We start from the raw sequence: 26746 nt of genomic DNA, 5'->3' as shown, positions 1-26746 counted from the left end.
TCGTTCGACCTGGAAATGGTAAAGAAGTGCCAATCATTTAACGCTGAGTTTCCAGTTTGGAGTCTAGCGTGTACGGAAGGTATTTCAATTGAAGTACCAAACCGTCTGGAGCACCAATATGAATGCTGCCATCCTGTGCAACATCGGCCTGCACTACAGCCAATAATTCAATGCAGTCGGGCGCCCGCGCGGCTATGACAACTTCACCCACGGCACTGGCGTGGACCGGCGAATATAACGCTGTACCTGGCTCAGGGAGGTCAGTGCCCGCAAGAGTAAGGCGGTAGAGCCGTCGCTTGAGCTTGCCCAGATATTGCATGCGCGCCACTATTTCCTGTCCGGTGTAGCAGCCTTTTTTGAAACTGACGCCACCTATGGCTTGCAGGTTCAACATTTGCGGGATGAACGTTTCGCGGGTATTGCCAGTTACTTGGCCAATGCCAGCAAGAATCTGCCCCAGCATCCAATCGTTTAGTGAGCCTTGAGCCAGTTGTGCGGCCAGGCGACGTTGCACGTCTTCTGCCTGGTCTGCGGCGACCCAGAGCTCGGCCCGAGCGGGCGATACTCGAATAGCGATCAATGCACCGGTGCGCACCACCGAATCCGAAGCGTGGGGCAAGTCCAACCCCAGCGAAACTAACGCGCCATCGCCTTCATTGAGGCCGAAACGAACCCATCCAGCGGTTTCGTCGGTCAATTTGGATTTAGAGAAAACCGCGTATTTTTTTAAATCAGCTAACTGCGGTTCGATCAATTCGGATGCCATCGCCAAAAGGTAGCCATCACCTTCAGGCAGGATGCGGAAGCTCGATTGCATTCGGCCTTTTTGAGTGCAGCGTGCGCCGAGGGTTGCCGTCGTGTCGTTCAGGTAATTGAGGTTGCAGGTCAACTGGCCCTGGAGAAACTTACTGGCGTCAGGGCCGCGGACGGCGAGTATGCCCTCGTGGGACAGCATGCAGAAGAAAGTTGAGTCGGCCATGGGTCATCGCAGGGTAAAAAGTATGGGCACCATAATAGTGCTGAGTTCGCCGAATGGGTACAGGCGTGATCACTGATCTGTTGAAAACCCCTGCGACCAAAGCGCAGTGCGTCTCGCTGACCTGCGCCTGTATACTTGCCGCCTAATTTGAGGAGCGCTCCATGGTCGATGACGTTGAACTCAACCGGCTCTACTGGCACAGCCGCCGTGGCATGCTGGAGCTGGATGTACTGTTGGTACCGTTTGTAAAAGAGGTATACGCCACGCTAAACGCGGAAGATCGCGATTTGTATCGTCGATTACTAACCTCCGAAGACCAAGACATGTTTGGTTGGTTCATGCAGCGCGCAGAGTCAGAAGACCCAGAGCTGCAGCGTATGGTCAGAATGATTCTGGATCGTGTCCAGCCGAAGTGAGCGCTTCGAATGTCGTTGGCGGCCGTCGCGGCTATTGCTGGCGGCATATTTAATAGCGCAGGTGCTGGCGCTGATTTCGTTGTTTTTTCTAGACGTGTTTTGGTGGGGCCGTGCACTCGGCGCTTTCGCGTGTTTGGCTCATGGGGCCTGGGCGCTGCCGCAGTTTATTTTGCTGAGCTCCCCGGCAGCGTTCACCGGTTTGCGCCGCGACGCTGACGGATGGCAGCTATGGAGCGATGCCAACGGCTGGCAGGCGGTGCAATTACGTCGTGACAGTCTGGCATTGCCACTACTGGTAGTGCTGCGCTTTCGCCTTGTCAACGAGCCGCGATTAATCGGGCGCAGGGTGCGGGGCCTTTGTATTGCGCGCGACGCACTGACGCCGGAGGTACACCGGCGTTTGCGCGTGCGTTTAAAATTCAGCCGACGTAGGTGGGCGGCACCAGAATAGTATCGAGTGCCACAGGCAGCATGTCTGGGTAATCCAGGGTGTAGTGCAATCCCCGAGATTCCTTTCGCTCCATGGCCGAACTGATCATCAATTCGGCGACTTGAGCCAGATTCCTTAGCTCTATCAAGTCACGGCTGACTTTATAGTTGCTGTAAAACTCATCAATCTCGTCGAGCAGCAGACGCACTCGGTGCTGTGCACGCTGCAGGCGCTTGTTAGTGCGCACAATGCCTACGTAGTCCCACATGAATCGACGCAATTCGTCCCAGTTGTGGGCGATGATCACGTCTTCATCGGAATCGGTTACTTGGCTGGCGTCCCAGGTCGGTAGTTCTTCGGGCATGGCGGCGTTCGGTAATTGTTCGAGGATGTCCGCGGCAGCAGATCGGGCGTAGACGAAGCACTCCAGCAACGAATTGCTTGCCATTCGGTTGGCGCCGTGAAGGCCGGTAAAGCTGGTTTCGCCAATGGCATATAGGCCTGGAACGTCGGTGCGACCTTGCTCGTTGACCATCACTCCACCGCAGGTGTAGTGCGCTGCGGGCACTACCGGTATTGGCTGTTTAGTTATGTCGATGGAGAATTCGAGGCAGCGTTCATAAACAGTTGGGAAGTGGGTCTTGATGAATGCCTCGGGCTTGTGGCTGATGTCCAGATAGACGCAGTCGATGCCCAGGCGCTTCATTTCATGGTCGATGGCACGGGCGACGATATCACGTGGCGCCAATTCGGCCCGGGGATCGAAGCGCTGCATGAAGCGTTCGCCATTGGGCAATTTGAGCAATGCGCCTTCGCCTCGGAGCGCTTCGGTTACCAGGAAGCTTTTGGCTTGCGGGTGATACAGGCAGGTAGGGTGAAACTGATTGAATTCCAGATTCGCAACCCGGCAACCGGAGCGCCAAGCCATGGCTATCCCATCACCACAAGCGCCATCGGGATTGCTGGTGTACAGGTAAACTTTCGCTGCGCCGCCCGATGCGAGAATAGTAAAACGAGCACCGTAGGTATCGACTTCGCCACTGGCGCGGTTGAGCACATAGGCGCCAAGGCAGCGCTGACCTTCTAGGCCTAAGCGGCGTTCGGTGATTAAATCCACTGCAACGCGCTGCTCAAGCAGTTCGATATTAGGCCGTAGTCTCGCTTGAGACAGCAGCGTCTTGAAGATCGCGGCGCCGGTAGCGTCGGCGGCATGAATGATGCGGCGATGGCTGTGGCCGCCCTCACGCGTCAAATGGAATTCAAATCCGCCGTCTTCCGTTGTCGATTGATCATCACGGGTGAACGGCACGCCTTGGTCAATGAGCCACTGAATGGCTTCTCGGCTGTGTTCGACGGTGAAGCGCACGGCGTCTTCATGGCATAAACCACCGCCAGCATTGAGGGTGTCCTCGACATGGGACTGTACGGTATCCGTGTTGTCCAGCACTGCGGCGACGCCGCCTTGCGCCCAGAATGTCGAGCCATTGGCCAGATCGCCTTTACTCAGAATGGCAATGCGCAAATGATTGGGTAGGGTCAGCGCAAGGCTCAGGCCTGCGGCGCCGCTACCAACGATCAAGACGTCGTGTTGAAAATGTTGGCTCATGTCAGAACTCCGCTCACAGCGGCCACTAGTATATAAAGGGGTGGGTCGGCACAATAGCCGAGCTTTTATGGCATTGTGAAACCACAGCGGGGCAGGAGTGTGCTCTAGTCTGAACAGATCTGCATACCGTTTTCCCTCTGGGTAGATGGAGCCATGACTGTTTCAGTCGTGAAGTATGTTTCCTGCTCGGATAGTGGCGATGTCTTACACCTGATAGCGAAATGCCGGGAACTTTACGTACCGCCCGAGCTCAATAGCAGGTTGCCTATAAAGGGACGCGTCGTTTGTGTGCGGGTCTAATTGACCGCGCCGATAGTGAACGGCGACAAGATTATTTGCGCAGCCCGGCCATGTCCGAGCTGCGTTTTTCGTGCGGGCTAATGACTGTCCGTAGGAAACTTGCTTGAAGGGGGAGAACTTTTGCGAAAAGCCCGAGTCTATGATTGCAGGCCAGCTCAGCGGCCGATGCAGCACTCTTTCAGGTCTACCGAGGAGTGTTCATGCTAACCCAGGAAGAGGATCAGCAGCTTGTCGAGCGCGTACAGCGCGGCGATAAACGAGCGTTTGATCTGCTCGTGCTGAAATACCAGCACAAAATTCTCGGGTTGATCGTGCGATTTGTGCACGACACCCATGAAGCCCAGGACGTTGCGCAAGAAGCGTTTATTAAAGCCTATCGCGCACTTGGTAATTTTCGCGGCGACAGCGCCTTTTATACTTGGCTGTACCGCATCGCCATTAATACGGCGAAAAACTATTTGGTGTCGAGAGGTCGGCGACCACCAGATAGCGATGTAAGGTCTGAAGACGCGGAGTTCTATGACGGTGATCATGGCCTCAAGGATATCGAGTCACCAGAGCGTGCATTGTTGAGGGATGAGATCGAGGGCACTGTCCATCGAACTATCCAGTTACTTCCGGAAGATTTACGTACGGCTCTAACTTTACGCGAATTCGACGGTCTGAGTTACGAGGACATTGCCAGTGTCATGCAGTGTCCGGTGGGTACCGTGCGATCTCGGATTTTCCGCGCTCGGGAAGCCATCGATAAAGCCCTGCAGCCGTTGTTGCAGGAGTCCTGAGACAGCGGCGATAGCCAAGAGAGGAACCGCCATGAGTCGTGAAGCCCTGCAGGAATCGCTGTCCGCAGTGATGGACAACGAAGCGGATGAGCTGGAAATACGTCGGGTGCTGAATGCCTTTGACGATGCTGATACACGTGCCACCTGGTCGCGTTACCAAGTTGCTCGTGCCGCAATGCACAAAGATTTGCTATTGCCTCATCTGGATATATCTGCTGCTGTTTCTGCCGCGATTGCCGATGAATTGAGCCCGCTCAAGGCGCCGCGCAAGCCTTGGCGTAGCTTAGGTCGCTTGGCGGTCGCTGCTTCAGTAACGGTTGCAGTGCTGGCCGGTGTGCGTTTGTACAATCAGGACGACATCGCAGGGTTGAAGCTTGCCCAGCAAGCTCCTCAGCCCGCAAATCTGGCAGTCCTGCAAGTGAAAGGTCCTGCAGTTCTGGCTGGTTACAAAGAAAGCTCTGATCTAGCCCCGGGCCCAATGGCTACTGGCGTGTTGCAAGGCCAGGCAGGCTGGCATGATCAGCGTCTGCCAGGTTATCTGCGCCAGCACGCTCAGCAAGCTGCTTTGAAAGGTACTGAAAGCGCATTGCCCTATGCCCGTGCAGCTAGCCTGGAAAACCGTTAAGGAGGACCATGCGCGCCATCCCTCTATTGCCCTTTATGCTCAGTGGGTGGCTGGTTCTTCCAGCGCATGCCGAGGACGCGCAAGACATTCTTAGACGTCTTGCGCAGGCCGAGCAACAGCAGAGCTTTCAAGGCACTTTTGTCTATGAGCGTAATGGCAGTTTCTCTACCCATCGAATCTGGCACCGTGTAGCTGGTGGCAATGTTCGTGAGCGCATGCTTCAACTTGATGGTTCTGCACAAGAGGTGCTGCGCGTTGATGGGCTTACCCAGTGCGTAAGTGGCGCTTTTGTGACCGGTATGACCAATCAGCCGAGCTCTCCGGCACGTGCGTTTGATCCCAAAAAACTATCTGCCTTCTATGAAATGAACATAGTCGGGAAGTCTCGTGTGGCCGGTCGCAATGCAATTATCGTTGCACTAATGCCGCGTGATCAACATCGCTACGGAATTGAATTACACATCGATAGCGAAACAGCATTGCCCCTGAAGTCATTATTACTCAATGACAAAGGGCAACTGCTCGAGCGATTTCAGTTCACCGAACTGGATACCCGCGACATCCCAACCGATCAGATGCTGGAAACGACTGCCGATTGCAAACCTGTTCAAGTAGTTAACATTCGAGAAGGTGTACCCAAAATTCCGTCAACTTGGCGGTCGGACTGGGTTCCTGATGGATTTCAGTTGAGTAGCAGTTCTGTACGGCAGGATGCTGCGTCCAAAGCAACGCTCACCAGTTTGATGTATGACGATGGACTGGCTCGGTTCTCAGTATTTATTGAGCCGGTAAACACTGCGGATGTTGCTGACATTCGCACTCAGTTAGGTCCCACCGTTGCGGTTTCGCGTCGGGTAGCCACCGTCTCGGGCGATTCCATGGTAACGGTTGTGGGAGAGATTCCTATAGGGACTGCTGAGCGCATTGCGCTTTCAATGCGCAGTACAGATTCGCAGCCCAAACAGGTTGCCAAATAGGTATTGGGCAACGACGGAAAGCGTCAACGTGGTCAACGAGATTTTCTCATCCTCGACAGTATGATTGGCAAAACGAGTTCGAGCGTGTTTCGTAGTTGAGATGCTGAAATGTTTTGTGAAAGTTCAAAGTTGCAAAAAAAATCGATTGTTTCTATAGGTCATAGCTCACCAGCTCTGGCCTTAGTCGTTTCTGGGTCAAGAAAATTGGCTGACAGAATGCATTCGCAGTCGCATGCGATGTGCACCAGCTTTTTCGGGCCGGTCGGTCCGACAGCTTAACCATGCTCGTTGTGAACGGGAGACGTATGTTGATACCTCGCTTAAAGTCCTATTTGTCACTCGTTGCCGCTGTATTGATGTTCAGTCAAGTGGCCATTGCCCAGGCAGAGGCTTTACCTGACTTTACCGGTTTGGTCGAGCAAGCTTCGCCTGCTGTCGTAAACATCAGTACGCGGCAAAAAATGCCTGAACGGTCCGTTGCAAGTGGTCAAATGCCCGACCTGGATGGCCTCCCGCCACAACTTCGAGAGTTCTTCGAACGCAGTATTCCCAAAGGTCAACGCACCCCTAAAGGTGATCGTCAGCGCGAGGCTCAATCTCTGGGCTCTGGCTTCATCATCTCATCCGACGGATACGTGCTGACCAATAACCACGTAATTGAAGGCGCGGACGAAATTATCGTGCGTTTGTCTGATCGCAGCGAGCTCAAAGCAAAATTAGTCGGTACCGACCCACGCACCGACGTTGCGGTGCTGAAAATTGATGGCAAGGATCTGCCCATCGTCAAAATTGGTGATTCAGACAAACTTAAAGTCGGTGAGTGGGTGTTGGCGATAGGTTCGCCGTTCGGCTTCGATCACTCTGTAACCAAAGGCATTGTTAGCGCCAAGGGCCGCAGTCTGCCTAATGACACCTATGTGCCATTCATTCAGACCGACGTCGCCATCAATCCGGGTAACTCCGGTGGCCCGCTGTTCAACATGGCCGGCGAAGTGGTCGGAATCAACTCGCAGATTTTCACCCGCTCCGGTGGATTCATGGGCCTATCCTTCGCAATTCCAATCGATGTCGCCATGGACGTTGCCAATCAACTGAAATCGGGTGGTAAGGTCAATCGCGGCTGGTTAGGCGTGGTGATTCAGGAAGTCAACAAAGACCTCGCTGAGTCCTTCGGTCTGGACAAGCCTGCCGGTGCACTGGTGGCGCAGGTGCTGGACAACGGTCCTGCGGCCAAAGGTGGTGTTCAGGTTGGTGACGTGATTCTCAGTGCCAATGGTCAGCCCATTGTCATGTCCGCCGACCTTCCACATCTGGTCGGCAACATGAAGGATGGCAGTAAAGCCGATCTTGAAGTGATTCGCGACGGCAAGCGTCAAACCCTGAGTGTTACCATTGGTGCACTTCCGGACGAAGGCCAGGAAATGGGAGTTCCTGGGGACGGTGTCGAGCGCAGCAGTAATCGTCTCGGTGTTTCGGTGGTTGAATTGACCGCTGAACAGAAAAAGAATTTCGATCTGAAGGGCGGTGTGGTGATCAAAGAAGTGCAGGAAGGTCCTGCGTCTTTAATTGGTCTGCAGCCGGGCGATGTGATTACCCACTTGAACAATCAGGCGATCACGTCAGCCAAAAATTTCACTGAGGTTGCTAAAGACCTGCCGAAGAATCGTTCTGTGTCCATGCGTGTCTTGCGCCAGGGCCGTGCGAGCTTTATTACATTCAAACTGGCTGAATAACTGACACATGCTTAGTAAAGGGCGGTAATCACCGCCCTTTTTTGTTTCCGTCATTCAGGGAATGCGATTGTCAGGGCTGATACCGATCGTTGCTTGCCTTACGAACGTGACGCCCCAGCCTTCCATCAGGTACAATTCCCGGCTATTTTTCGGCGGGCAGTCTGCCTGCAACCTTTTTGAGTGTTGACCCGTGAGTGATTTGAGTCATATCCGCAATTTCTCCATCATCGCCCACATTGACCATGGCAAGTCGACGCTGGCAGACCGCTTCATTCAAATGTGTGGCGGCTTGTCCGAGCGCGAAATGGAAGCTCAGGTCCTCGATTCCATGGATTTGGAGCGCGAGCGCGGCATCACCATCAAGGCTCACAGCGTTACCCTTTACTACAAGGCGCTGGACGGCAAAACCTATCAGTTGAACTTCATCGATACCCCAGGCCACGTTGACTTCACCTATGAAGTCAGCCGTTCGCTGGCTGCCTGCGAAGGCGCGCTGCTGGTTGTCGATGCGGGTCAAGGGGTTGAAGCCCAGTCTGTCGCCAACTGCTACACCGCCATCGAGCAGGGCCTTGAGGTCATGCCGGTGTTGAACAAGATCGATTTACCGCAGGCTGACCCTGATCGCGTCAAGGAAGAAATCGAGAAAATTATCGGCATTGATGCCACTGACGCAGTTGCCTGCTCGGCCAAAACCGGTCTCGGCGTCGATGAAGTACTGGAGCGTCTGGTTCACACCATCCCTGCTCCGACCGGCGATATCGATGCGCCGCTGCAAGCGTTGATCATCGATTCATGGTTCGACAACTACCTTGGCGTTGTGTCGCTGGTGCGCGTGCGCAACGGACGTGTACGCAAGGGTGACAAGATTCTGGTCAAGTCCACCGGAAAAATGCACTTGGTGGACAGCGTGGGCGTGTTTTCGCCCAAGCATACACAGACCGTTGATCTGAAAGCTGGCGAAGTAGGTTTCATCATCGCCGGCATCAAAGACATTCACGGGGCTCCCGTTGGTGACACGCTGACCCTGAGCACCACGCCTGATGTTGATGTGTTGCCCGGCTTCAAGCGTGTCCAACCGCAGGTGTATGCGGGTCTGTTTCCGGTCAGCTCTGACGATTTCGAAGACTTCCGCGAAGCGCTGCAAAAGCTCACGCTGAACGACTCTTCCCTGCAGTACGCGCCGGAAGCCTCCGACGCGCTTGGTTTCGGATTTCGTTGCGGCTTCCTTGGCATGCTCCACATGGAGATCATCCAGGAGCGTCTTGAACGCGAATACGATTTGGACCTGATCACGACCGCGCCAACAGTAATTTTCGAATTGCTGTTGAAAACGGGGGAAACGATTCTTGTCGATAACCCGTCAAAGCTTCCGGATCAGTCCACAATTGAAGACATGCGCGAACCCATTGTGCGTGCCAACATTCTTGTGCCCCAAGAGCACCTAGGCAACGTCATTACGCTGTGCATCGAAAAACGTGGCGTGCAACACGACATGTTATTCCTGGGCACTCAAGTACAAGTGACCTACGACCTGCCAATGAACGAAGTGGTTCTGGACTTCTTCGACCGTCTCAAGTCTGTAAGCCGCGGTTATGCGTCTTTGGACTACCATTTCAACCGTTACCAATCTGCAAACCTGGTCAAGCTTGATGTGTTGATTAATGGTGAGAAAGTCGACGCGTTGGCATTGATCGTGCACCGCGATAACGCGAACTTCAAAGGTCGCGCGCTAACCGAAAAGATGAAAGAACTGATTCCGCGGCAGATGTTCGATGTTGCAATCCAGGCCGCCATTGGCGGGCAGGTTGTGGCGCGTACAACGGTCAAGGCGCTCAGAAAGAACGTACTGGCCAAATGTTACGGTGGCGACGTCAGCCGTAAGCGTAAACTGCTCGAGAAGCAGAAGGCCGGTAAAAAACGCATGAAGCAGGTCGGTAATGTGGAAATTCCACAGGAAGCCTTCCTTGCAGTGCTCAGGTTGGATAGTTAGGTCCTATGTCACTAAATTTCCCGCTGTTGTTGGTCATCGCCGTTTTCGTATGCGGTTTGCTCGCTTTGCTCGATCTGGCCATTTTGGCGCCACGTCGGCGTATCGCGATAACGACTTATCAGGGCAGCGTCAGCCAGCCGGATCTCGCCATCGTAGAGCGGCTAAACAAAGAACCGTTGTTGGTTGAATACGGCAAATCATTCTTTCCAGTTCTATTCATCGTGCTGATTTTGCGCTCCTTTCTGGTAGAGCCTTTTCAGATTCCTTCGGGGTCGATGAAGCCAACACTGGACGTGGGTGATTTCATCCTGGTGAATAAGTTTTCCTACGGCATTCGCTTGCCTGTACTGGATCAGAAAGTGATCCAGATAGGTAACCCGCAGCGCGGCGATGTCATGGTGTTTCGTTACCCTAGCGACCCGAGCGTTAATTACATCAAGCGGGTAGTGGGTTTGCCTGGTGATCGAATTCGCTATACCAACGACAAGCGCCTGTTCATCAATGGTGAGTTGGTCGCTAAACAGTTGATCGGCTCTGAACCGGGCACGTTAGGTAGCGCAGAGCTTTATCAAGAGAAACTGGGTGAAGTCGAGCATCAGATTCGCCAGGAAATGAGTCGTTACCGTGCGCCACCTGATCATGAGTGGACCGTGCCTGCGGCGCACTATTTCATGATGGGTGACAACCGTGACAACTCCAATGACAGCCGTTTTTGGGACGATCCCAATATTCCCAAGGATGAGTTGGGCATGGTTCCCGACAAGAATATTGTGGGTAAAGCCTTTGCTGTCTGGATGAGCTGGCCTGAGCCGAAACTTAGTCATTTCCCGAATATCTCTCGGGTCGGCTTGATCAAGTAAGTAAATACGGCGCTGTTTCACAACAGCGCCGTATGTCATTTGGGCTGGCCTGAAACGCCGGCAGCGGCATAACAACCTTGCTTGCAATTAGAGCAGCTACGCTTGAGGTCGAATATGACATCCGCCGTTTCGCAAAAGGGTTTGTCGTTCTTTGGTTGGTTGCTGACATTGGCGCTGGTCGCTTTTGTGGCGAGCACGGCGTTCAAGGTGATTCCGCATTACCTCGACTATATGTCATTGAAGAATATTATTAGCTCGGTCGATACCGACAAAACGCTGGAAATTACGACGATCAGCGATTTTTACAGCCATGTCAGAAAGGGCATGGAGGTCAACAGCATTCGGGATTTGGATTTGAACAAGGCGTTAAGTGTGACGGTGCAGAACAATCAGTTCCTCGCCCATTTAAAATATGAGAATCGCGAACCCCTGATCGAGAATATTGATCTGGTGATAAAGTTCGATCACGAATTCAGTGTGGCAAAACCGTGAGCGTATCCTTGAGTCGCTTGGAGCGTCAGCTCGGCTACACCTTCAAGGATCAGGAACTGATGATCCTTGCCCTGACACACCGGAGTTTTGCCGGCCGTAACAACGAGCGTCTGGAGTTCCTCGGTGACGCTATTTTGAACTTTGTCGCCGGGGAAGCTTTGTTCGACCGCTTCCCTCTGGCGCGAGAGGGCCAGTTATCGCGGCTTCGGGCGCGCTTGGTAAAGGGTGAAACCCTGGCATTGCTGGCCCGTGGTTTCGACTTGGGCGAGTATCTGCGCTTGGGTTCCGGCGAATTGAAAAGCGGGGGGTTCCGTCGCGAATCAATTTTGGCCGACGCCTTAGAAGCGTTGATCGGTGCAATCTATCTGGACGCGGGCATGGACATGGCGCGTGAGCGTGTACTGGCCTGGCTAACCACCGAGTTCGACAGCCTGACCCTGGTTGATACCAACAAAGATCCAAAAACCCGCCTACAAGAGTTTTTGCAATCGCGCGCCTGTGACCTCCCACGTTACGAAGTGGTGGATATTCAGGGCGAACCGCACTGCCGACTGTTTTTTGTCGAGTGTGAGATCAACTTATTGAATGAAAAAAGCCGGGGTCAGGGTGTTAGTCGTCGCATTGCCGAGCAGGTAGCCGCGGCCGCAGCACTCATTGCCCTTGGTGTGGAGAACGGCCATGACTGATTCAACCGCAACTCGCTGTGGCTATGTTGCCATTGTTGGCCGCCCCAACGTGGGCAAGTCCACGCTGCTGAACCACATTCTCGGCCAAAAGCTGGCGATTACTTCACGCAAGCCGCAGACCACCCGTCACAACATGCTCGGCATCAAGACCGAAGGCCCGATTCAAGCGGTCTACGTCGATACACCCGGCATGCACAAAAATGGCGAGAAAGCGCTAAACCGCTACATGAACAAAACCGCTTCGGCCGCCTTGAAAGACGTCGACGTGGTGATTTTCGTGGTCGACCGTACCCGTTGGACCGACGAAGACCAGATGGTCCTGGAACGCATTCAGTACGTACAAGGTCCGGTCATCCTGGCGATTAACAAAACGGATCGTCTCGAAGACAAAGCTGCGTTGATGCCGCATCTGGAATGGCTACAAGGCCAATTGCCTAACGCGCAGATCGTGCCGATTTCCGCGCAACAGGGCCACAACCTTGAAGCACTGGAAGGGTTGATCGCTTCTCACTTGCCGGAAAACGATCACTTTTTCCCGGAAGATCAAATTACCGACCGCAGCAGCCGTTTCCTGGCGGCTGAACTGGTCCGTGAAAAGATCATGCGTCAGCTGGGTGCCGAACTGCCGTATCAAATCACGGTGGAAATCGAGCAATTCAAGCAGCAAGGCAAAACCTTGCATATCCACGCTTTGATTCTGGTAGAGCGTGATGGGCAGAAAAAAATCATCATTGGTGATAAGGGCGAGCGGATCAAGCGTATCGGTACCGACGCCCGCCGTGACATGGAGCTGCTGTTCGACTCCAAAGTCATGCTCAATCTGTGGGTCAAGGTCAAAGGCGGCTGGTCCGACGACGAACGCGCCTTGCGTTCGTTGGGTTACGCCGACCTTTAAGCCGAACGGCGGGTGCGGGGTCGCCTTGTCGATCCGGCACCGGGCTTGGCTCAACCGGTTATCCGTTACGCTTCCCATTGCTGCGATCTGCGAGCCTGCCTGAACGATGAGCACGCCAACCGGCCAACTTGCTTATGTGCTGCACAGCCGGGCGTACCGCGAAAGCAGCGCATTGGTTGACTTCCTCACGCCTCAAGGCTTGTTGCGCGCCGTCTTGCGCAGTGCACGCGGTAAGGCGGGCACCTTGGCCCGGCCGTTCGTACCGCTCGAAGTCGAGTTCCGTGGTCGTGGTGAGCTCAAGAATGTCGGGCGCATGGAGAGCTCTGGCCTTTCGACCTGGCTTATTGGCGAGGCACTTTTCAGTGGCCTTTACCTGAACGAACTGCTAATTCGGCTATTACCCCCTGAAGTCCCACATCCGGCTGTTTTCAACCACTATGGCGCTACTTTATTGGCATTGGCTGAAGGTCGGCCGCTGGAACCCTTGTTGCGCTCTTTCGAATGGCGCTTGCTCGATGATCTCGGTTACGGCTTTGATCTACACGCTGACATCAACGGTGAGCCTGTGGCAGCAGATGGCATGTACCGCTTACAAGTGGATGCCGGGCTGGAGCGCGTTTGGTTGTTGCAGCCCGGCGTGTTTCAGGGAGTAGAGTTGTTGGCGATGGCTGAGGCGGACTGGAACGCACCGGGCGCGCTGGCCGCAGCCAAACGCCTGATGCGCCAGGCACTCGCTGTACATTTGGGTGGGCGGCCACTGGTTAGCCGTGAATTGTTTCGTAAGCCGTGAGCAGGCTTTATGCTGCCTTGTTTTTTTGATCAACCTGACAGGAGAGATCCGTGACCCAAAGCACTCGCATTCTTCTTGGCGTGAACATCGACCACGTAGCCACCCTGCGACAGGCCCGTGGCACGCGTTACCCCGATCCGGTAAAGGCCGCGCTGGATGCCGAAGAGGCAGGAGCTGATGGCATAACTGTACATTTGCGCGAAGATCGCCGTCACATCCAGGAGCGCGACGTGCTGTTGCTCAAAGATGTGCTGCAAACACGCATGAACTTCGAGATGGGCATCACCGAAGAGATGCTCGCGTTTGCCGAGCGCCTTCGCCCGGCAAATATTTGTCTAGTTCCAGAGACGCGCCAGGAGCTGACCACGGAAGGCGGTTTAGATGTCGCGGGGCAAGAAGCGCGAATCAAGTCTGCTGTCGATCGCCTGACGAAAGTCGGTTGCGAAGTGTCTTTATTCATTGACCCTGACGAGCGGCAGATAGCGGCGTCCAAACGCATTGGCGCACCGACTATTGAATTGCATACAGGCCGTTACGCTGATGCGCAGACCCCTAGCGACGTTGTAGACGAACTGCAGCGCATAGCAGATAGCGTAGCGTTCGGGCTGGCTCAAGGCCTGATCGTCAATGCCGGTCACGGTTTGCATTACCACAACGTTGAAGCAGTTGCGGCGATCAGAGGCATCAACGAGCTGAACATCGGCCATGCGCTGGTGGCTCACGCATTATTTGTGGGTTTCAAATCGGCGGTGGCGCAGATGAAAGCGCTGATAGTGGCAGCGGCTGCCAAGGGCTGATCAGCTAGACCACATGGGTCTTATTCGCGAAAAAAATTCGCTCCCACGCCACTTTCTGTCCGGGAGCGAATTCATTGGCGAAGGTTTATTCCGAACCCAGGCCTTACGGCTTACGCGCCACAATTACGGCCCGCATCGGCGCAGGCAAGCCTTCTACCGTGCGGCTGTGGTCACCCGGGTCCAGATAGTCGCTTAACGACTGAAAACGCATCCACTCAGTCCCGCGCTGCTCCTCGACAGTGGTTGTACTGACATCGACACAATGCACGTCAACAAACCCTGCGCGCCGCAACCATAATTCCAGCGCGGGCACCGATGGCAAAAACCAGACATTGCGCATTTGTGCGTAGCGGTCTTCAGGCACCAGTACTTTCTGAACGTCGCCTTCCACCACCAAGGTCTCCATTACCAACTCGCCGCCTTTGACCAAACAGTCTTTCAGCGCCAGCAGATGATCAATCGGCGATCGCCGGTGGTAGAGCACGCCCATGGAAAATACAGTGTCGAAGCCTTCCAGGTTGGCCGGCAGGTCTTCTAGGGTAAACGGCAGGTGCCAGGCAGGCAGGTCGGGTAAAAAACGCTGCATGGCCTGGAACTGGCAGAAAAACAGCCAATTTGGATCAATCCCGATCACGCTGTCAGCCCCGGCACCCAGCATGCGCCACTGGTAATAGCCGTTACCGCACCCAACGTCCAAAACCCGCTTGCCTTTCAAGTCCAGGTGCGGCGACACCCTCGACCACTTCCAGTCGGAGCGCCATTCGGTGTCGATGTGCACGCCGAATACATCGAACGGCCCTTTGCGCCACGGTGACAAGCCCATTAGCGCGGTGCGCAGTTGTGCGCGGGTGTCAGCATCGCAGTCGTCAGTCTTATCAAGAGCAAGCGTGAAACTTTCAGTCAGGTCGACGCGTGTCGGCTTCAGCGACGGCAAGGCATCCAGCGCGCCTTGCCAGCGCTCAAGATCGCCATGACTTTTAGTCATCTTGGTATCGAGTTGCGTTTGCAGGCCATTTGCCCACTCAGCCAAGGGAGTGCCTGCCAAACGGCGGACTAGTGGAGCGAGATCAATCATGGCAGGGCAATCAAAGAGGCAAAGTTAAGGCATTGGAACCACGGCACCACTTTGGAAAACCCGGCCGCCAGCAGGCGATCCCGGTGCTCTTCAAGACTGTCGGGCTTCATCACGTTTTCGATGGCGCTGCGCTTCTGCGCAATTTCCAGTTCGCTGTAGCCGTTGGCGCGTTTGAACGCGATGTGCAGATCGGTGAGTAGAGCGTGTTCTTGATCATCGTTAAACCGCAGTTTTTCCGAAAGGATCAGCGCGCCGCCTGGAACCAGTGATTGGCGGACCCGGCTGAGCAAGGCTTGGCGTTGCGCGGGGGCGACGAATTGCAACGTAAAATTCAATGCCACCACCGAAGCTGGTTGAAATTCCAAAGCAAGAATATCGCCTTCGATGACCTCAACCGGCAACAGCTCTTGAAACATCGAATCCTGTGCTTTGAGGTATTCACGGCATCGGTTGATCATGGCCGCCGAATTGTCCACAGCGATCACCCGACAACCTTCGCTGCGTACATGGCGGCGCAACGACTGAGTAACCGCGCCAAGGGAGCTGCCCAAGTCGTACAACACGCTGTTTGGCTGGGCGAACTGCGCTGCGAGCACACCGAGATTTTCGACAATCGTGGGATAACCGGGCACCGAACGCTTGATCATGTCAGGAAAAACACGCACCACGTCTTCGTTAAAGGCGAAGTCCTGCACCTGGGCCAGTGGCTGGGCGAAAATGCGGTCGGGTTCTTTACTCACGGCGATTCCAGCGAGGAGGTTAAAAAGGCCGGCATTTTAGCGAAGTTAGTCACAGGATGCGACGTCGCACTGTCGCCAAGCAAACTTGTGGCTTTTAGGAGCAAGCTGCCGAAGGCTGCCATGCTCTGCATGACTTCAGTGGTTTAAGAGCGCAACCGGTACTCAACCGAGTCGCAGGCCTCGGCAACTTTCAAAGAAATCAGGCTTATTGGAAGTTAATTAACTGTAATAGCGCACTCAAATGTCTTTACGGGTGCGACTTCAGGTGCCCAAGGCTGTTGATAAACCATCATCAAGCGCCCGGCTCCGGCATTGGCTGCTTGATAACGCCATGCCGACTGGCCCGCAGTACCCACCACTCCGGCATTTTCCGGGTTGCTGTAAACCTCTGGACCCAAGCTACGCAATACACCGGGTGCGGGGTTTTGCACCGCCCAGCGATAGCCGGTTTCGGGTGTGCTAGGCAGGGTTAGGAGTAAGGTTTGTCCTGATTTCAACTTCAGCGGACAATCACTTTGCTTATCAAGGCTAACGATTTGACGGGGTTGTTGCACGCAAGCAGCAAGCAGGGCGAGGCTCAGGGGGACGAGCAGGCGGGCAGTCATGGAGGCTCCAGTCGTATGCAACGAACACAAAGCATAGCCTTTCTCGCCAACAAGTTGGACTGGATCTGTAGGAGTCAACTTGTTGGCGAAGCGATTAACCCTTAAAACAATATCTTCGCCACATCGGCAAAGCGCTTGGCAAAGTGCACGGTAATACCTTCCTTAAGGTAGTCCGGCAGCTCGTCGAAGTTGCCACGATTGGGTTCCGGCAGGATTAATTCGTGGATCTTTTGCCGACGTGCGGCGATGACTTTCTCACGTACCCCGCCAATCGGCAGTACATGCCCAGTCAGCGTCAGTTCTCCCGTCATAGCCACCCCCCTTTTAGGCGCCTGGTTGCGCGCCAACGAAAGCAGCGCGCTGGCCATGGTTACGCCAGCGCTCGGGCCGTCTTTCGGTGTCGCGCCCTCGGGCACGTGTAAATGCACAAATGCCTCATCAAAGAATCGTGGATCACCGCCGAATTGCGCAAGGTTGGCGCTGACGTAGCTGTAAGCGATTTCCGCAGACTCTTTCATCACATCGCCCAACTGCCCGGTGAGTTTGAAACCGCGATTGAGCGTGTGGATACGGGTGGCTTCGATAGGCAAAGTTGCGCCGCCCATGCTGGTCCAGGCCAAGCCGGTGATGACGCCAGTACCGGATAGCACTTGTTCGTTACGGAAGACCACCGTCCCCAGCGATGCTTCGAGGTCTTTGGGTCCGAGTTTGATCACCAGGTTCGGGCTGTCGATCAGCTTGACCACCGCTTTGCGCACCAGTTTGCCAAGTTGTTTTTCCAACTGCCGAACGCCAGCTTCTCGTGCGTAGCCGTCGATGACCTGACGCAACGCGCTGTCGCTGATGCTCAGGCTGGTTTTCGACACGCCGGCTTTTGCCAATTGCTTTGGCCACAAGTGACGTTTGGCGATGGCGAGCTTTTCTTCAGTGATGTAGCCCGATAGGCGAATCACTTCCATCCGGTCCAATAGCGGGCCGGGAATCGAATCCAGGGTGTTGGCGGTGCAGACGAACAGCACCTTCGACAGGTCCAGACGCAAATCCAGGTAGTGATCGAGGAATTCGACGTTTTGTTCTGGATCGAGGGTTTCCAGCAGCGCTGAGGCCGGGTCGCCTTGGTAGCTTTGGCCCATTTTGTCGATCTCGTCGAGCATTATCACCGGGTTCATGACTTCGACTTCTTTCAGCGCTTGGACCAACTTGCCCGGCTGCGCGCCGATGTAAGTTCGACGGTGACCTTTGATTTCTGCTTCGTCGCGCATGCCGCCGACGCTGAAACGATAGAACGGGCGCCCCAGTGATTCTGCAATCGAGCGGCCGACGCTGGTTTTGCCGACCCCGGGGGGGCCAACCAGCAACACAATTGAGCCGCTGATCTCGCCTTTGTAAGCGCCTACCGCAAGGAATTCGAGAATGCGACTCTTGATGTCATCCAGCCCGGCATGGTGCTGGTCGAGTACCTTGCGCGCATGCTTGAGGTCCAGCTTGTCTTTACCGTAAACACCCCATGGCACCGAACTGGCCCAGTCAAGGTAATTGCGCGTGACCGCATATTCTGGTGAGCCGGTTTCGAGGATCGAGAGTTTGCTCATCTCTTCGTCGATGCGCTTGCGGGCCTGCGGCGGCAATGTTTTGCCTTCCAGTCGCTGTTCAAACTGTTCGATGTCGGCGCTGCGGTCGTCTTTGCTTAAGCCCAGCTCTTGCTGAATGACTTTTAGTTGTTCCTTAAGAAAGAACTCGCGTTGATGTTCGCCGATCTTACGATTCACTTCGGCGGAAATTTCTTTTTGCAGTCGCGCCACTTCGACTTCTTTGCGCAGCATTGGCAGGACTTTTTCCATGCGCTTGAGCATGGGCACGCAATCGAGCACTTGTTGTAACTCAACCCCGGTGGCCGAGGTCAGTGCGGCGGCGAAATCGGTGAGCGGCGAAGGGTCGTTGGGGCTGAAGCGGTTCAGGTAGTTTTTTAATTCTTCGCTGTATAGCGGGTTCAGCGGCAACAATTCCTTGATCGCATTGATCAGGGCCATGCCATACGCCTTAACTTCGTCAGTCGCTTCGACGGACGTCTGCGGGTATTCAACCTCAACCAGGTACGGTGGGCGATGGTGTTTGAGCCAGGTTCGGATGCGGACGCGGTTTAGCCCTTGAGCCACGAACTGCAACTTGCCATTCTCGCGACTGGCATGATGGACCTTCACCAGAGTCCCGTATTCGGGCAAGGCTTGGGTATCGAAATGGCGGGTATCGTCAGCTGGCGCGTCCATGAAAAACAGGGCCAGGGAATGATGGTCAGACTTGCTGACCAGCTCAAGGGTCTCGGCCCAAGGCTCTTCGTTGACTATCACCGGCAATACTTGGGCCGGAAAGAATGGTCGGTTGTGAATCGGAATGATGTATACCTTGTCAGGAAGACTTTGTCCCGGCAAAGCCAAACTGGTGCTGGTGGAGCCTGAAGCTACTTCGTGTTCTGCATTAACGTCATCTGACACAGTCGCTGAGTCGTTTTGCTGGTCGCTCATGGGGCACCTGCATTATTGGATATGCTGTTTAAATGGGGCACGCCATAGCAGGTTTCAATGGCCTGATAAAATTGATTCACCAGGCTTAGGTTGCTGTCTGAAATGCCGATACGATTAAGACGGCTCGACGACAGTAGTAGCTAAATGCCTTTTTAAAAGCGTGACCTTCTCAATGCATGTCACTAATCTGTCCTGCTAGTTCTTTCGTTGCCAATGCAGGCGTACAGTTAATCGGCTTTGTAGCTACGGAATGGATACAGGTATGCCTCGCGTTTTTTCTACAGTTGTCCTGGTGATGTATTCGGTCATTTTCACGATGGGCGCGTCCGCCGCCAATTTCGATGCAGATATCGTGGACCAGAGTGGCAAGCCGTTGCACTTTGCAGTGCTGACGCTGCAGGGTCCATCAGGCAACCTGGCGCTGGCACTTAAAGCCGATATGGACCAACGCGACCAGCAATTCGAACCGCATGTGCTAGCCGTCCATTCCGGCACGCAAGTCGCCTTTCCCAACAGCGATAACGTCCGCCATCAAGTGTATTCGTTCTCCCCTGCCAAACGTTTTGAACTAAGGCTATACGGAGGAACGCCCTCATTACCGGTGCTGTTCGACAAACCGGGTGTGGTGGTGCTGGGCTGCAATATTCACGACTCTATGCTGGGCTACATTTATGTCACTGACGATCCATGGTTTGCCGTGAGCGGTGGTGACGGTGCGATTAAATTCGACCAACTGCCTGCTGGGCATTACAAAGTAACGCTCTGGCATCCTGATTCGCCCGATATGCAATCAACATCGGGTGGCGAGATCGACGTCCCGGTCAAAGGGTTGCGCCAACGATTCACGCTGACGGTACAACCCAAAGACACGGGTACGGACCGCCCCCCGGCGTCGAGTGCCTTTGGCGACGCCTTTAATAAGGCCGCACATGAATGAACCTTCGCAGTAGTTTTCAGGCGCGCATCGCTTGCGTATTGATCCTGTTAATGCTGGTGGTGATTGGCGCCGTGTATTTTGCGGTCAAGGTGGCCACCGATAATGCGGTGCGGATTCAGGCCGAAGAACAGTTGGAAGTGGGTACCCGCGTATTCCAGAGTTTGCTGGATATACGTGGCCGACAATTGCGCGATGGCGTGCAATTGGTGGCAGCAGATTTCGGTTTTCGGGACGCTGTAGCCAGCGGCGATTCAGCGACCATCCGCTCGGTCCTGCTTAATCATGGCGCACGGATCAACGCCAGTGACATGTTCCTGCTGAGCATGGATGGCAAAGTCTTGGCTAGCACCGTGGATCAGATCCCTGAAGGCAGCCAGTTCCGTTTTGACGAGGCGTTGCGCCAAATTCGCAACAGTCCCTCGGCACTGATCGTGCCGCTAGATGGCAAGCCGCATCTCTTGGTGGAAAGTACTGTTCTAGCGCCGTTGCCCATTGGCCGGGTGGTGATGGGCTTTGCAATTGACATCGATTTTGCCCAAGAACTGCGCTCTCTAAGCGGTCTGGAAGTTTCGTTTCTTGCCGTTGATAGTCAGCAATCAGGGCAAATGGTCAGCACCCAGCCCGATTCACTTTATAGCAGCCTCAACAGCGTGATGCTCGACACGTCTCAAGGTCGGCAAATGCACCTGACCCAGCATATGAATCAACGCTTTCTCAGTCAGTCGCTGGCCTTGGTCAATTCAGGTAATCCTGAAGACGGACAAGTGATCGCCCTGCTGCAAAGTCCGGTGGATCGGGCCATGCAAGCGTTCGCTTCGCTAGACGAAAAAATTATCTGGATCGCCCTCGCTGCCCTATTGGCGTCGCTGGCCGGAGCTCTGCTACTGGCGCGCAACGTTTCATTACCGGTGCGTGCATTGGCGCAAGCGGCAGAACGCATTGGTGAAGGCGATTATCAAACGCCGCTGGTTCTCGAGCGCAGCGATGAATTAGGTCGACTCGCGAGTGCTTTTAACTTGATGCAAAGCGGCATCGCTGAGCGCGAACAGCAACTGGCACACAACGCCCTTCACGATACTCTCACCGGCTTGCCTAACCGAGCATTGGCCATGGAGCGTCTGGGCAGTTCGATTGCTGCTGAGCGGCCAGTGGCGTTGCTGTATCTAGATATTGTCAACTTCAGGGCGATCAATGAAAGCATCGGCGCTGAAGGTGTTGATCATATGCTGCAAGGAGTGAGTGCTCGGGTGCAGGCAGTTCTACGTCCTGGCGACACAGTGGCGAGACTCACTGCCAATGAGTTTTTGCTGTTGCTGGAAAATACCAGCAGTGATGGCGCCGTCGCTATGGCCGACAAATTGCAGCAACTCTTGCTTAAGCCCCAGCGGATAGGAAGTCATGACTTGTCGCTGGATTGCTGTGTGGGTATTGCGGTATATCCAGCCGACGGTGCCGCGCCGCAGGAGTTGCTCAGCCGAGCTGCCATTGCACGACAAGATGCCGCCCTTCTGCCGGGTCGTTTGCAAATCTATCAACAGGGGCGCGATGTGGCCCACCAACGCCAGATCAGCCTGATTCGCGATTTGCGTCATGCAGCGGCCAATAACGAGTTGGTTTTGCATTACCAGCCCAAGCTGGACATCCGTCAGGGGCGGGTGCGCCAGGCCGAAGCACTGTTACGTTGGCAGCATCCCCAATTCGGTTTGGTTTCTCCGCTGGAGTTTATCGTTCTTGCCGAGCGCACTGGCAGCATTCATTTGTTGACCCATTGGGTCATTGAAGAAGTCATGCGCCAGTGGGCTCAATGGAACCGCCGCGGCTTGCAGGTGCAGATATCCCTGAACATTTCAGCAGACGATTTGCTCAGCGACGAACTCGTCGGGCGTGTGTCGGCTTTGCTTCACCAGTACCAGGTTCCGGCCGATCAATTGATCTTTGAAATCACCGAAAGCGCCGTCATGCGCGAACCCGAACACGCATTGAAAGTGCTGCACCTTTTGCGTGAATGTGGCATCAGCCTGTCGGTAGATGACTTCGGCACGGGCTATTCGTCATTGGCGCACCTCAAGCGTCTACCGGTGCAGGAACTCAAAATAGATCAGTCGTTTGTCCGTGACCTGGACGAGACCAGTGAAGACGCGGTCATCGTCCGCTCGACCATTGAGATGAGTCATAACCTGGGGCTCAAAGTGGTGGCCGAAGGCGTCGAGTATGAACGCAGCCTGCGCCTCCTTGAACGTTGGCACTGCGACACTGCTCAGGGTTACCTGATCAGTCGTCCGCTGACCGCCGCGGCGTTTGAGGTGTGGATTGCACAGCCGTTAAGTCCACTAAGCCTGATGGTGCACTGATTTATGGGTTGTCGTCTGTGCTTGGTGTTAAGCGGTTTGGCCATTTTGTTCTGTACGAGCGCCGAAGGTGATCAAGGTCGGTTGATTGCCACCGGGGGTGCCAGCAGCATCGAGGGCGCCGCTGGCGGAGGGGTCACGCCGTGGGCGGTTTTGGCCGGGTACGGCGAGGCGGGCGAGTGGGGCAGTTCTGTGTTCGCCACCCATATTGACTTGCCGGACTACGCCCTGGATGTGGCAGGCATGGCTGTAGCGTTTGATAACCGCGTCGAGATGTCGTACGCGCACCAGCGGTTGGACATTGGGTCGCTGGCGGGCAAGTTGCATCTTCCCCGAGACAGCTTGAGCCAAGACATTTTTGGGCTAAAAGTGCGGTTGTTCGGGGACGTTATTTACGATGACCTGCCACAAGTCTCGTTGGGCCTGGAATACAAACATCAAGACGACTTTTTAGTTTCGCAACTGGCGGGCGCCAGACGTGCATCCGACGTCGAGGGTTATTTGACGGCGAGCCGTATGTTCATTGGTGCGGCGTTTGGTTACAACCTGCTGCTCAATGGTGGTGTGCGTTACAGTCGCGCTAACGAGTTGGGGTTGCTTGGTTTTGGCGGAGACCTTAATGACACCCGCAGCTTACTCAAGGAAGGCTCGGTCGCCGTGCTATTTAACCCACACTGGGCGATGGGCATGGAATACCGCGAGAAGCCGGACAACCTGTCGTTCTCCGGTGAGAGCGACTGGAAAGATTTGTTCGTTGGTTATTTTCCGAACAAGCACCTGTCGTTCGTGTTGGCCTATGCGCGGCTGGGCGAGATCGCCACCTTGAAGAGTCAGAACGGCACGTATTTGTCCGTGCAAGGAAGTTTTTAACATGCGTCTGCTGTTGGGGTTTTTGATTGCCGTGCTGGCTGGTTGTGCGCAAACGCCGTCGCACGATGACAGTCTTTACCTCGCCCTTGGTCAGCGTGCCGGGCTTCAACGCATCGTAGAAGGCATGTTGCTGAACATTGCTCGAGACCCGCGCATCGTCGAGCATTTCAAGCGAGTCGATGTGGTCCGTCTGCGCGATAAATTGGTTGAGAAGTTCTGCGAGGAAGCCGGCGGCCCTTGTCGCTACACCGGCGATAGCATGGCTGAAGTCCATAAAGGCCAGCACTTGACCCGCAGCGATTTCAACGCCTTGGTTGAAGATCTGATCGATGCCATGGACACTCAGCACATTCCGGTACCCACCCAAAATCGCTTAATCGCCAAGCTGGCGCCGTTGCGTGGCGAAGTTATTGAGAAGTGACACCGCAGGCGAATCTTTTTCGGCAGGCGCAGCAGACAGATTCCGGATCAACTTCCTATTTCGGCGAAAGTACAGCGGTCGAACTGAATTCGTCAAAAAAAGGCGGCTACCTGCTGGTAGTCGCCTTCTTATTGACCGCTAGAACGCATCAATTTGGCAGTTTGAACGCCAAAATGTAATCGCCTTGTTTAGTTCCTAACGAGCCATGACCACCGGCCATGACCAGCACGTATTGCTTGCCGTCCTTGCCGGTGTAGGTCATTGGCGTCGTCTGGCCGCCCGCTGGCAAGCGACCTTCCCACAACTGCTTGCCGTTTCGAACGTCGTACGCACGCAAGTACTGGTCAAGGGTTGCGCTAAGGAACGCTACGCCACTTTTGGTGATGAAGGTGCCGCCCAAACTGGGTACGCCCAAGGTCAGTGGAATCGGAATTGGCGAGCTATCACGCACGGTACCGTTCTTGTGTTTCCAGATTGTGGTGTGGTTGGTCAGGTCCACAGCAGCCACATAACCCCATGCTGGCGCTTGGCATGGCAAACCCAATGGCGACAGCATTGCTTGGAGGATCACGCCATACGGCGCGCCGGTGTTTGGCTGCACACCTTCGGTTTCACTTTTCCGGCCTGGCCCCCCCGCAATGTCCGCTGCCGGGACCAACCGTGATGTGAAGGCCATGTAGTCCGGATTGACAAAGGCTATCTGACGGACCGGGTCGACCGAAATACCGCCCCAATCGAACACGCCAAAGTTACCCGGATAAACGATCGAGCCTTGCAGTGATGGCGGGGTGAAGGGTCCGTCATAGCGCATTGACTTAAAATCAATTCGGCACAGCATTTGGTCAAACGGTGTCACGCCCCACATGTCGCGCTCTTTCAGCGGTGGAGGCATGAAGTTCAGGTCCGACTTGGGTTGAGTCGGTGAAGTATGATCGCCAGCCACTGCGCCTTGTGGAACCGGAATTTCATTGATAGGCACGACCGGCTGACCGTTTGTCCGGTCCAGCACATAGATGCTGCCCTGCTTAGTTGAAGCGAGTACCGCTTGCTTCATACCCCCTGCGGTTTTGATATCCATCAGCGTTGGCTGGCCGCCAACGTCCATGTCCCACAGATCGTGGTGCGTGAACTGGAAGGTCCAGCGAACATGACCGGTTTTGATATCCAGCGCGGTCAAGCCTGCGCTGAATACCTCTGATTCAGGGGTACGATTGCCGCCCCATTGGTCAGGCATCTGGTTGCCCATTGGCAGATAGAGCATGCCGAGCTTTTCATCGACTGCGAACATTGACCACATGTTGGGCGAGTTGCGGGTGTAGGTTTTGCCTGGTGCAATTGGGGTCGTGTCGTTCGGATTGCCGCTGTCCCAGTTCCACACCAGGCGACCGGTGTGGACGTCGAACGCACGAATAACGCCGGAAGGCTCGTCCGTGGAGACGTTGTCAGTCACGTGACCACCGATCACCACCAAGTTCTGCGTCACAGCGGGTGGCGATGTGGAGTAGTAACCCCCTGGGGCGAAGGTGCCAATGTTAGCGCCTAAGTCAATGGAGCCTTTGTCGCCGAAGTCTTCGCACAGTTTGCCGGTGTCGGCATTTAATGCAATCAGACGGGTGTCAGCCGTTGGCAAAAATAGACGACGAGGGCACGAACTTATAGTGGCGGCGACAGCTGCTGCTGCCTTCGGACTTTGTGCCGGAGCCGTTGCAGTCGTGTAAGCGGCGTCATCGTGATAGGCCACGCCACGGCAAGTCATGTGCGCCCAACCTTTGAAGTTGGCCGCTTTTTGCGTACTAATCTTCGGATCGAAACGCCACAACTCCTTGCCGGTATCCGGGTCAAGCGCGATTACCATGCTGTGCGGCGTGCAGACGTACAACATGCCGTTGACCTTCAGCGGGGTGTTCTCAGCGGTGGTCTCACCTGGATCGTTGGGCCCAGGAATATCCCCGGTCCGGTCAGTCCAGGCTGGTACCAGCTTGCTCGCGTTTTCCGGGGTGATTTGCGCCAGAGGTGAGTAGCGGTCACCGAACGCAGTGCGACCGTAGGACTGCCAGTCGCCGTCGGGCATGGCCGGCGCGGCGCTGGTAGTGCCTGCGGTTTCACGGTCCAGTTGACCTTTGATTTCACCTGGGTTGGTGAATTGGCTGGCCAGCGCGGCCAGGCCTGCAAGGATCACCGCCAGGCTCAGTGCCCGGGTGCCTGTCGCTGAAGGCTGCTGCCCACGCTCAAGCAATGGACGGCGAAACCAGGGCAACAACAGCACAACACCCATAGCGAACCACAGTGCCAGGCGTGGGACCAATTGCCACCAATCCAGGCCCACTTCCCATAATGACCACAATGTACTGGCGAACAGTACCAGTGCGTACAAGCCCAATGCAGAGCGACGCCCCATCATCAGCAGCACGCCGGTAATGGCAATGCCGATACCTGCTATCAGGTAATACAGAGAACCGCCCAACTGGGTCAGTTTTATACCGCCCGCCAACATGGCCAAGCCCATTAGCAGGAACACCAGCCCTAGCAATGTCGGTAACAACCGGTTTCTGCTTAAAGCACCATCAGTGCTCATAGTGTGTTTCTCCATGAAAATTAAGGGTCGCCGCTGCATTTGATATTGCTTTGCTTACGAACTTGGCTCAGTCAGATTCGCTCTAGTAAAAACCGCCGATTTGAATCGCTCGGGAACACGGCACCTTGATCAGGATTCTCGGGGGGTTTGTTCATAGGCATCGCAAGGTGCGCAGAGTTCAGGTTGGCCCTGAATGGCAGCTCCTTGAAGCGTATTAATTGATTACTCACCGTTGATGAGTTAGAGATCTCATCTTGGGAGAAAAATCAGGGATGTGGTAACGGGCTGGTTCAGT

At 54.9% G+C, this 26746-nt stretch carries 24 protein-coding genes; 17 read left to right on the top strand and 7 right to left on the bottom strand.

The genetic code is table 11. The annotated features are described in order from the left end of the window. Positions 1-37 precede the first annotated feature (37 nt). Positions 38-979 (bottom strand): folate-binding protein YgfZ, encoded by a 942-nt coding sequence (locus tag RGW60_RS14320; protein ID WP_322205216.1) that lies wholly within the window; start codon positions 977-979, stop codon positions 38-40. A gap of 161 nt (positions 980-1140) precedes the next feature. On the opposite strand from RGW60_RS14320, the gene RGW60_RS14315 reads away from it, so the two are divergent. Both RGW60_RS14315 and RGW60_RS14310 read left to right on the top strand, forming a co-directional pair. Beyond that, a complete protein-coding gene (locus RGW60_RS14315) occupies positions 1141-1395 on the top strand; it encodes a succinate dehydrogenase assembly factor 2 (protein ID WP_297845813.1) in 255 nt (84 codons plus the stop codon). After that, positions 1379-1846 carry a protein YgfX gene (locus RGW60_RS14310; protein WP_322205215.1) on the top strand — a complete coding sequence of 156 codons (468 nt, stop codon included), beginning with the start codon at positions 1379-1381 and terminating at the stop codon, positions 1844-1846. Before RGW60_RS14315 ends, RGW60_RS14310 begins: the two co-directional genes overlap by 17 nt. Here the strand turns inward: RGW60_RS14310 and nadB are convergent. Beyond that, positions 1815-3431 (bottom strand): L-aspartate oxidase, encoded by a 1617-nt coding sequence (nadB, locus tag RGW60_RS14305; RefSeq protein WP_322205214.1) that lies wholly within the window; start codon positions 3429-3431, stop codon positions 1815-1817. The genes RGW60_RS14310 and nadB overlap by 32 nt on opposite strands. Positions 3432-3931: 500 nt before the next feature. On the opposite strand from nadB, the gene rpoE reads away from it, so the two are divergent. From rpoE to pdxJ, 11 genes are all read left to right on the top strand, one after another. Next, positions 3932-4513: an RNA polymerase sigma factor RpoE gene (rpoE, locus tag RGW60_RS14300; protein ID WP_020288878.1), complete on the top strand. Its 582-nt coding sequence runs from the start codon at positions 3932-3934 to the stop codon at positions 4511-4513. Between the two features lie 31 nt (positions 4514-4544). Then, the gene (locus RGW60_RS14295) at positions 4545-5138 is read left to right on the top strand and encodes an RseA family anti-sigma factor (protein ID WP_322205213.1); all 594 of its coding nucleotides are present in this window, start codon (positions 4545-4547) and stop codon (positions 5136-5138) included. An 8-nt stretch (positions 5139-5146) separates the two neighbouring features. After that, positions 5147-6115 carry a MucB/RseB C-terminal domain-containing protein gene (locus RGW60_RS14290; protein WP_322205212.1) on the top strand — a complete coding sequence of 323 codons (969 nt, stop codon included), beginning with the start codon at positions 5147-5149 and terminating at the stop codon, positions 6113-6115. A 356-nt stretch (positions 6116-6471) separates the two neighbouring features. After that, complete coding sequence (locus RGW60_RS14285) at positions 6472-7848, top strand: DegQ family serine endoprotease (protein WP_322206920.1); 1377 nt, start codon at positions 6472-6474, stop codon at positions 7846-7848. A gap of 190 nt (positions 7849-8038) precedes the next feature. Then, the gene (lepA, locus tag RGW60_RS14280; protein WP_322205211.1) at positions 8039-9838 is read left to right on the top strand and encodes a translation elongation factor 4; all 1800 of its coding nucleotides are present in this window, start codon (positions 8039-8041) and stop codon (positions 9836-9838) included. 5 nt (positions 9839-9843) lie between these two features. Continuing rightward, positions 9844-10698, top strand: a complete 855-nt coding sequence (lepB, locus tag RGW60_RS14275) for a signal peptidase I (RefSeq protein WP_322205210.1) — start codon at positions 9844-9846, stop codon at positions 10696-10698. A gap of 114 nt (positions 10699-10812) precedes the next feature. Continuing rightward, entirely contained in the window at positions 10813-11190 is a 378-nt protein-coding gene (locus tag RGW60_RS14270) for a DUF4845 domain-containing protein (protein WP_322205209.1), read from the top strand. After that, on the top strand, positions 11187-11876 hold the full coding sequence (gene rnc / locus RGW60_RS14265; RefSeq protein WP_322205208.1) for a ribonuclease III: 690 nt from the start codon (positions 11187-11189) through the stop codon (positions 11874-11876). The genes RGW60_RS14270 and rnc overlap by 4 nt, the downstream gene beginning before the upstream one ends. Next, positions 11869-12771 (top strand): GTPase Era, encoded by a 903-nt coding sequence (era, locus tag RGW60_RS14260; protein ID WP_322165866.1) that lies wholly within the window; start codon positions 11869-11871, stop codon positions 12769-12771. The genes rnc and era overlap by 8 nt, the downstream gene beginning before the upstream one ends. A 106-nt stretch (positions 12772-12877) precedes the next feature. Then, entirely contained in the window at positions 12878-13561 is a 684-nt protein-coding gene (gene recO / locus RGW60_RS14255; protein ID WP_322205207.1) for a DNA repair protein RecO, read from the top strand. A 50-nt stretch (positions 13562-13611) separates the two neighbouring features. Further along, positions 13612-14358, top strand: coding sequence for a pyridoxine 5'-phosphate synthase (pdxJ, locus tag RGW60_RS14250; RefSeq protein ID WP_322205206.1), 747 nt, complete (start codon positions 13612-13614; stop codon positions 14356-14358). A gap of 103 nt (positions 14359-14461) precedes the next feature. Here the strand turns inward: pdxJ and cmoB are convergent, their stop codons facing one another. From cmoB to lon, 4 genes are all read right to left on the bottom strand, one after another. Beyond that, entirely contained in the window at positions 14462-15433 is a 972-nt protein-coding gene (gene cmoB, locus RGW60_RS14245; RefSeq protein ID WP_322205205.1) for a tRNA 5-methoxyuridine(34)/uridine 5-oxyacetic acid(34) synthase CmoB, read from the bottom strand. Further along, positions 15430-16173, bottom strand: a complete 744-nt coding sequence (cmoA, locus tag RGW60_RS14240) for a carboxy-S-adenosyl-L-methionine synthase CmoA (protein WP_322205204.1) — start codon at positions 16171-16173, stop codon at positions 15430-15432. Before cmoA ends, cmoB begins: the two co-directional genes overlap by 4 nt. A 215-nt stretch (positions 16174-16388) precedes the next feature. Further along, positions 16389-16778: a protease inhibitor I42 family protein gene (locus tag RGW60_RS14235; protein ID WP_322205203.1), complete on the bottom strand. Its 390-nt coding sequence runs from the start codon at positions 16776-16778 to the stop codon at positions 16389-16391. 101 nt (positions 16779-16879) lie between these two features. Beyond that, the gene (gene lon, locus RGW60_RS14230; protein ID WP_407074063.1) at positions 16880-19270 is read right to left on the bottom strand and encodes an endopeptidase La; all 2391 of its coding nucleotides are present in this window, start codon (positions 19268-19270) and stop codon (positions 16880-16882) included. A gap of 292 nt (positions 19271-19562) precedes the next feature. Between lon and RGW60_RS14225 the strand changes: the two genes are divergently transcribed. The 4 genes from RGW60_RS14225 to RGW60_RS14210 are packed head-to-tail and all read left to right on the top strand — an operon-like array spanning position 19563 to position 23876. Further along, positions 19563-20237, top strand: coding sequence for a methylamine utilization protein (locus RGW60_RS14225; protein WP_322205201.1), 675 nt, complete (start codon positions 19563-19565; stop codon positions 20235-20237). Then, positions 20234-22588, top strand: a complete 2355-nt coding sequence (locus RGW60_RS14220) for a putative bifunctional diguanylate cyclase/phosphodiesterase (RefSeq protein WP_322205200.1) — start codon at positions 20234-20236, stop codon at positions 22586-22588. Before RGW60_RS14225 ends, RGW60_RS14220 begins: the two co-directional genes overlap by 4 nt. A 3-nt stretch (positions 22589-22591) precedes the next feature. Beyond that, entirely contained in the window at positions 22592-23455 is an 864-nt protein-coding gene (locus tag RGW60_RS14215; RefSeq protein WP_322205199.1) for a DUF3034 family protein, read from the top strand. 1 nt (position 23456) lies between these two features. After that, positions 23457-23876, top strand: a complete 420-nt coding sequence (locus tag RGW60_RS14210) for a group 1 truncated hemoglobin (protein ID WP_322205198.1) — start codon at positions 23457-23459, stop codon at positions 23874-23876. Between the two features lie 148 nt (positions 23877-24024). On the opposite strand, the gene RGW60_RS14205 is transcribed toward RGW60_RS14210, so the two are convergent. Beyond that, the gene (locus RGW60_RS14205) at positions 24025-26451 is read right to left on the bottom strand and encodes a glucose/quinate/shikimate family membrane-bound PQQ-dependent dehydrogenase (RefSeq protein ID WP_322205197.1); all 2427 of its coding nucleotides are present in this window, start codon (positions 26449-26451) and stop codon (positions 24025-24027) included. Between the last annotated feature and the right edge of the window lie 295 nt (positions 26452-26746).

Origin of the sequence: Pseudomonas sp. AB6, assembly GCF_034314105.1 — a bacterium.
GTDB lineage: Bacteria > Pseudomonadota > Gammaproteobacteria > Pseudomonadales > Pseudomonadaceae > Aquipseudomonas.
This window is presented reverse-complemented; position numbering and strand designations above follow the sequence as displayed.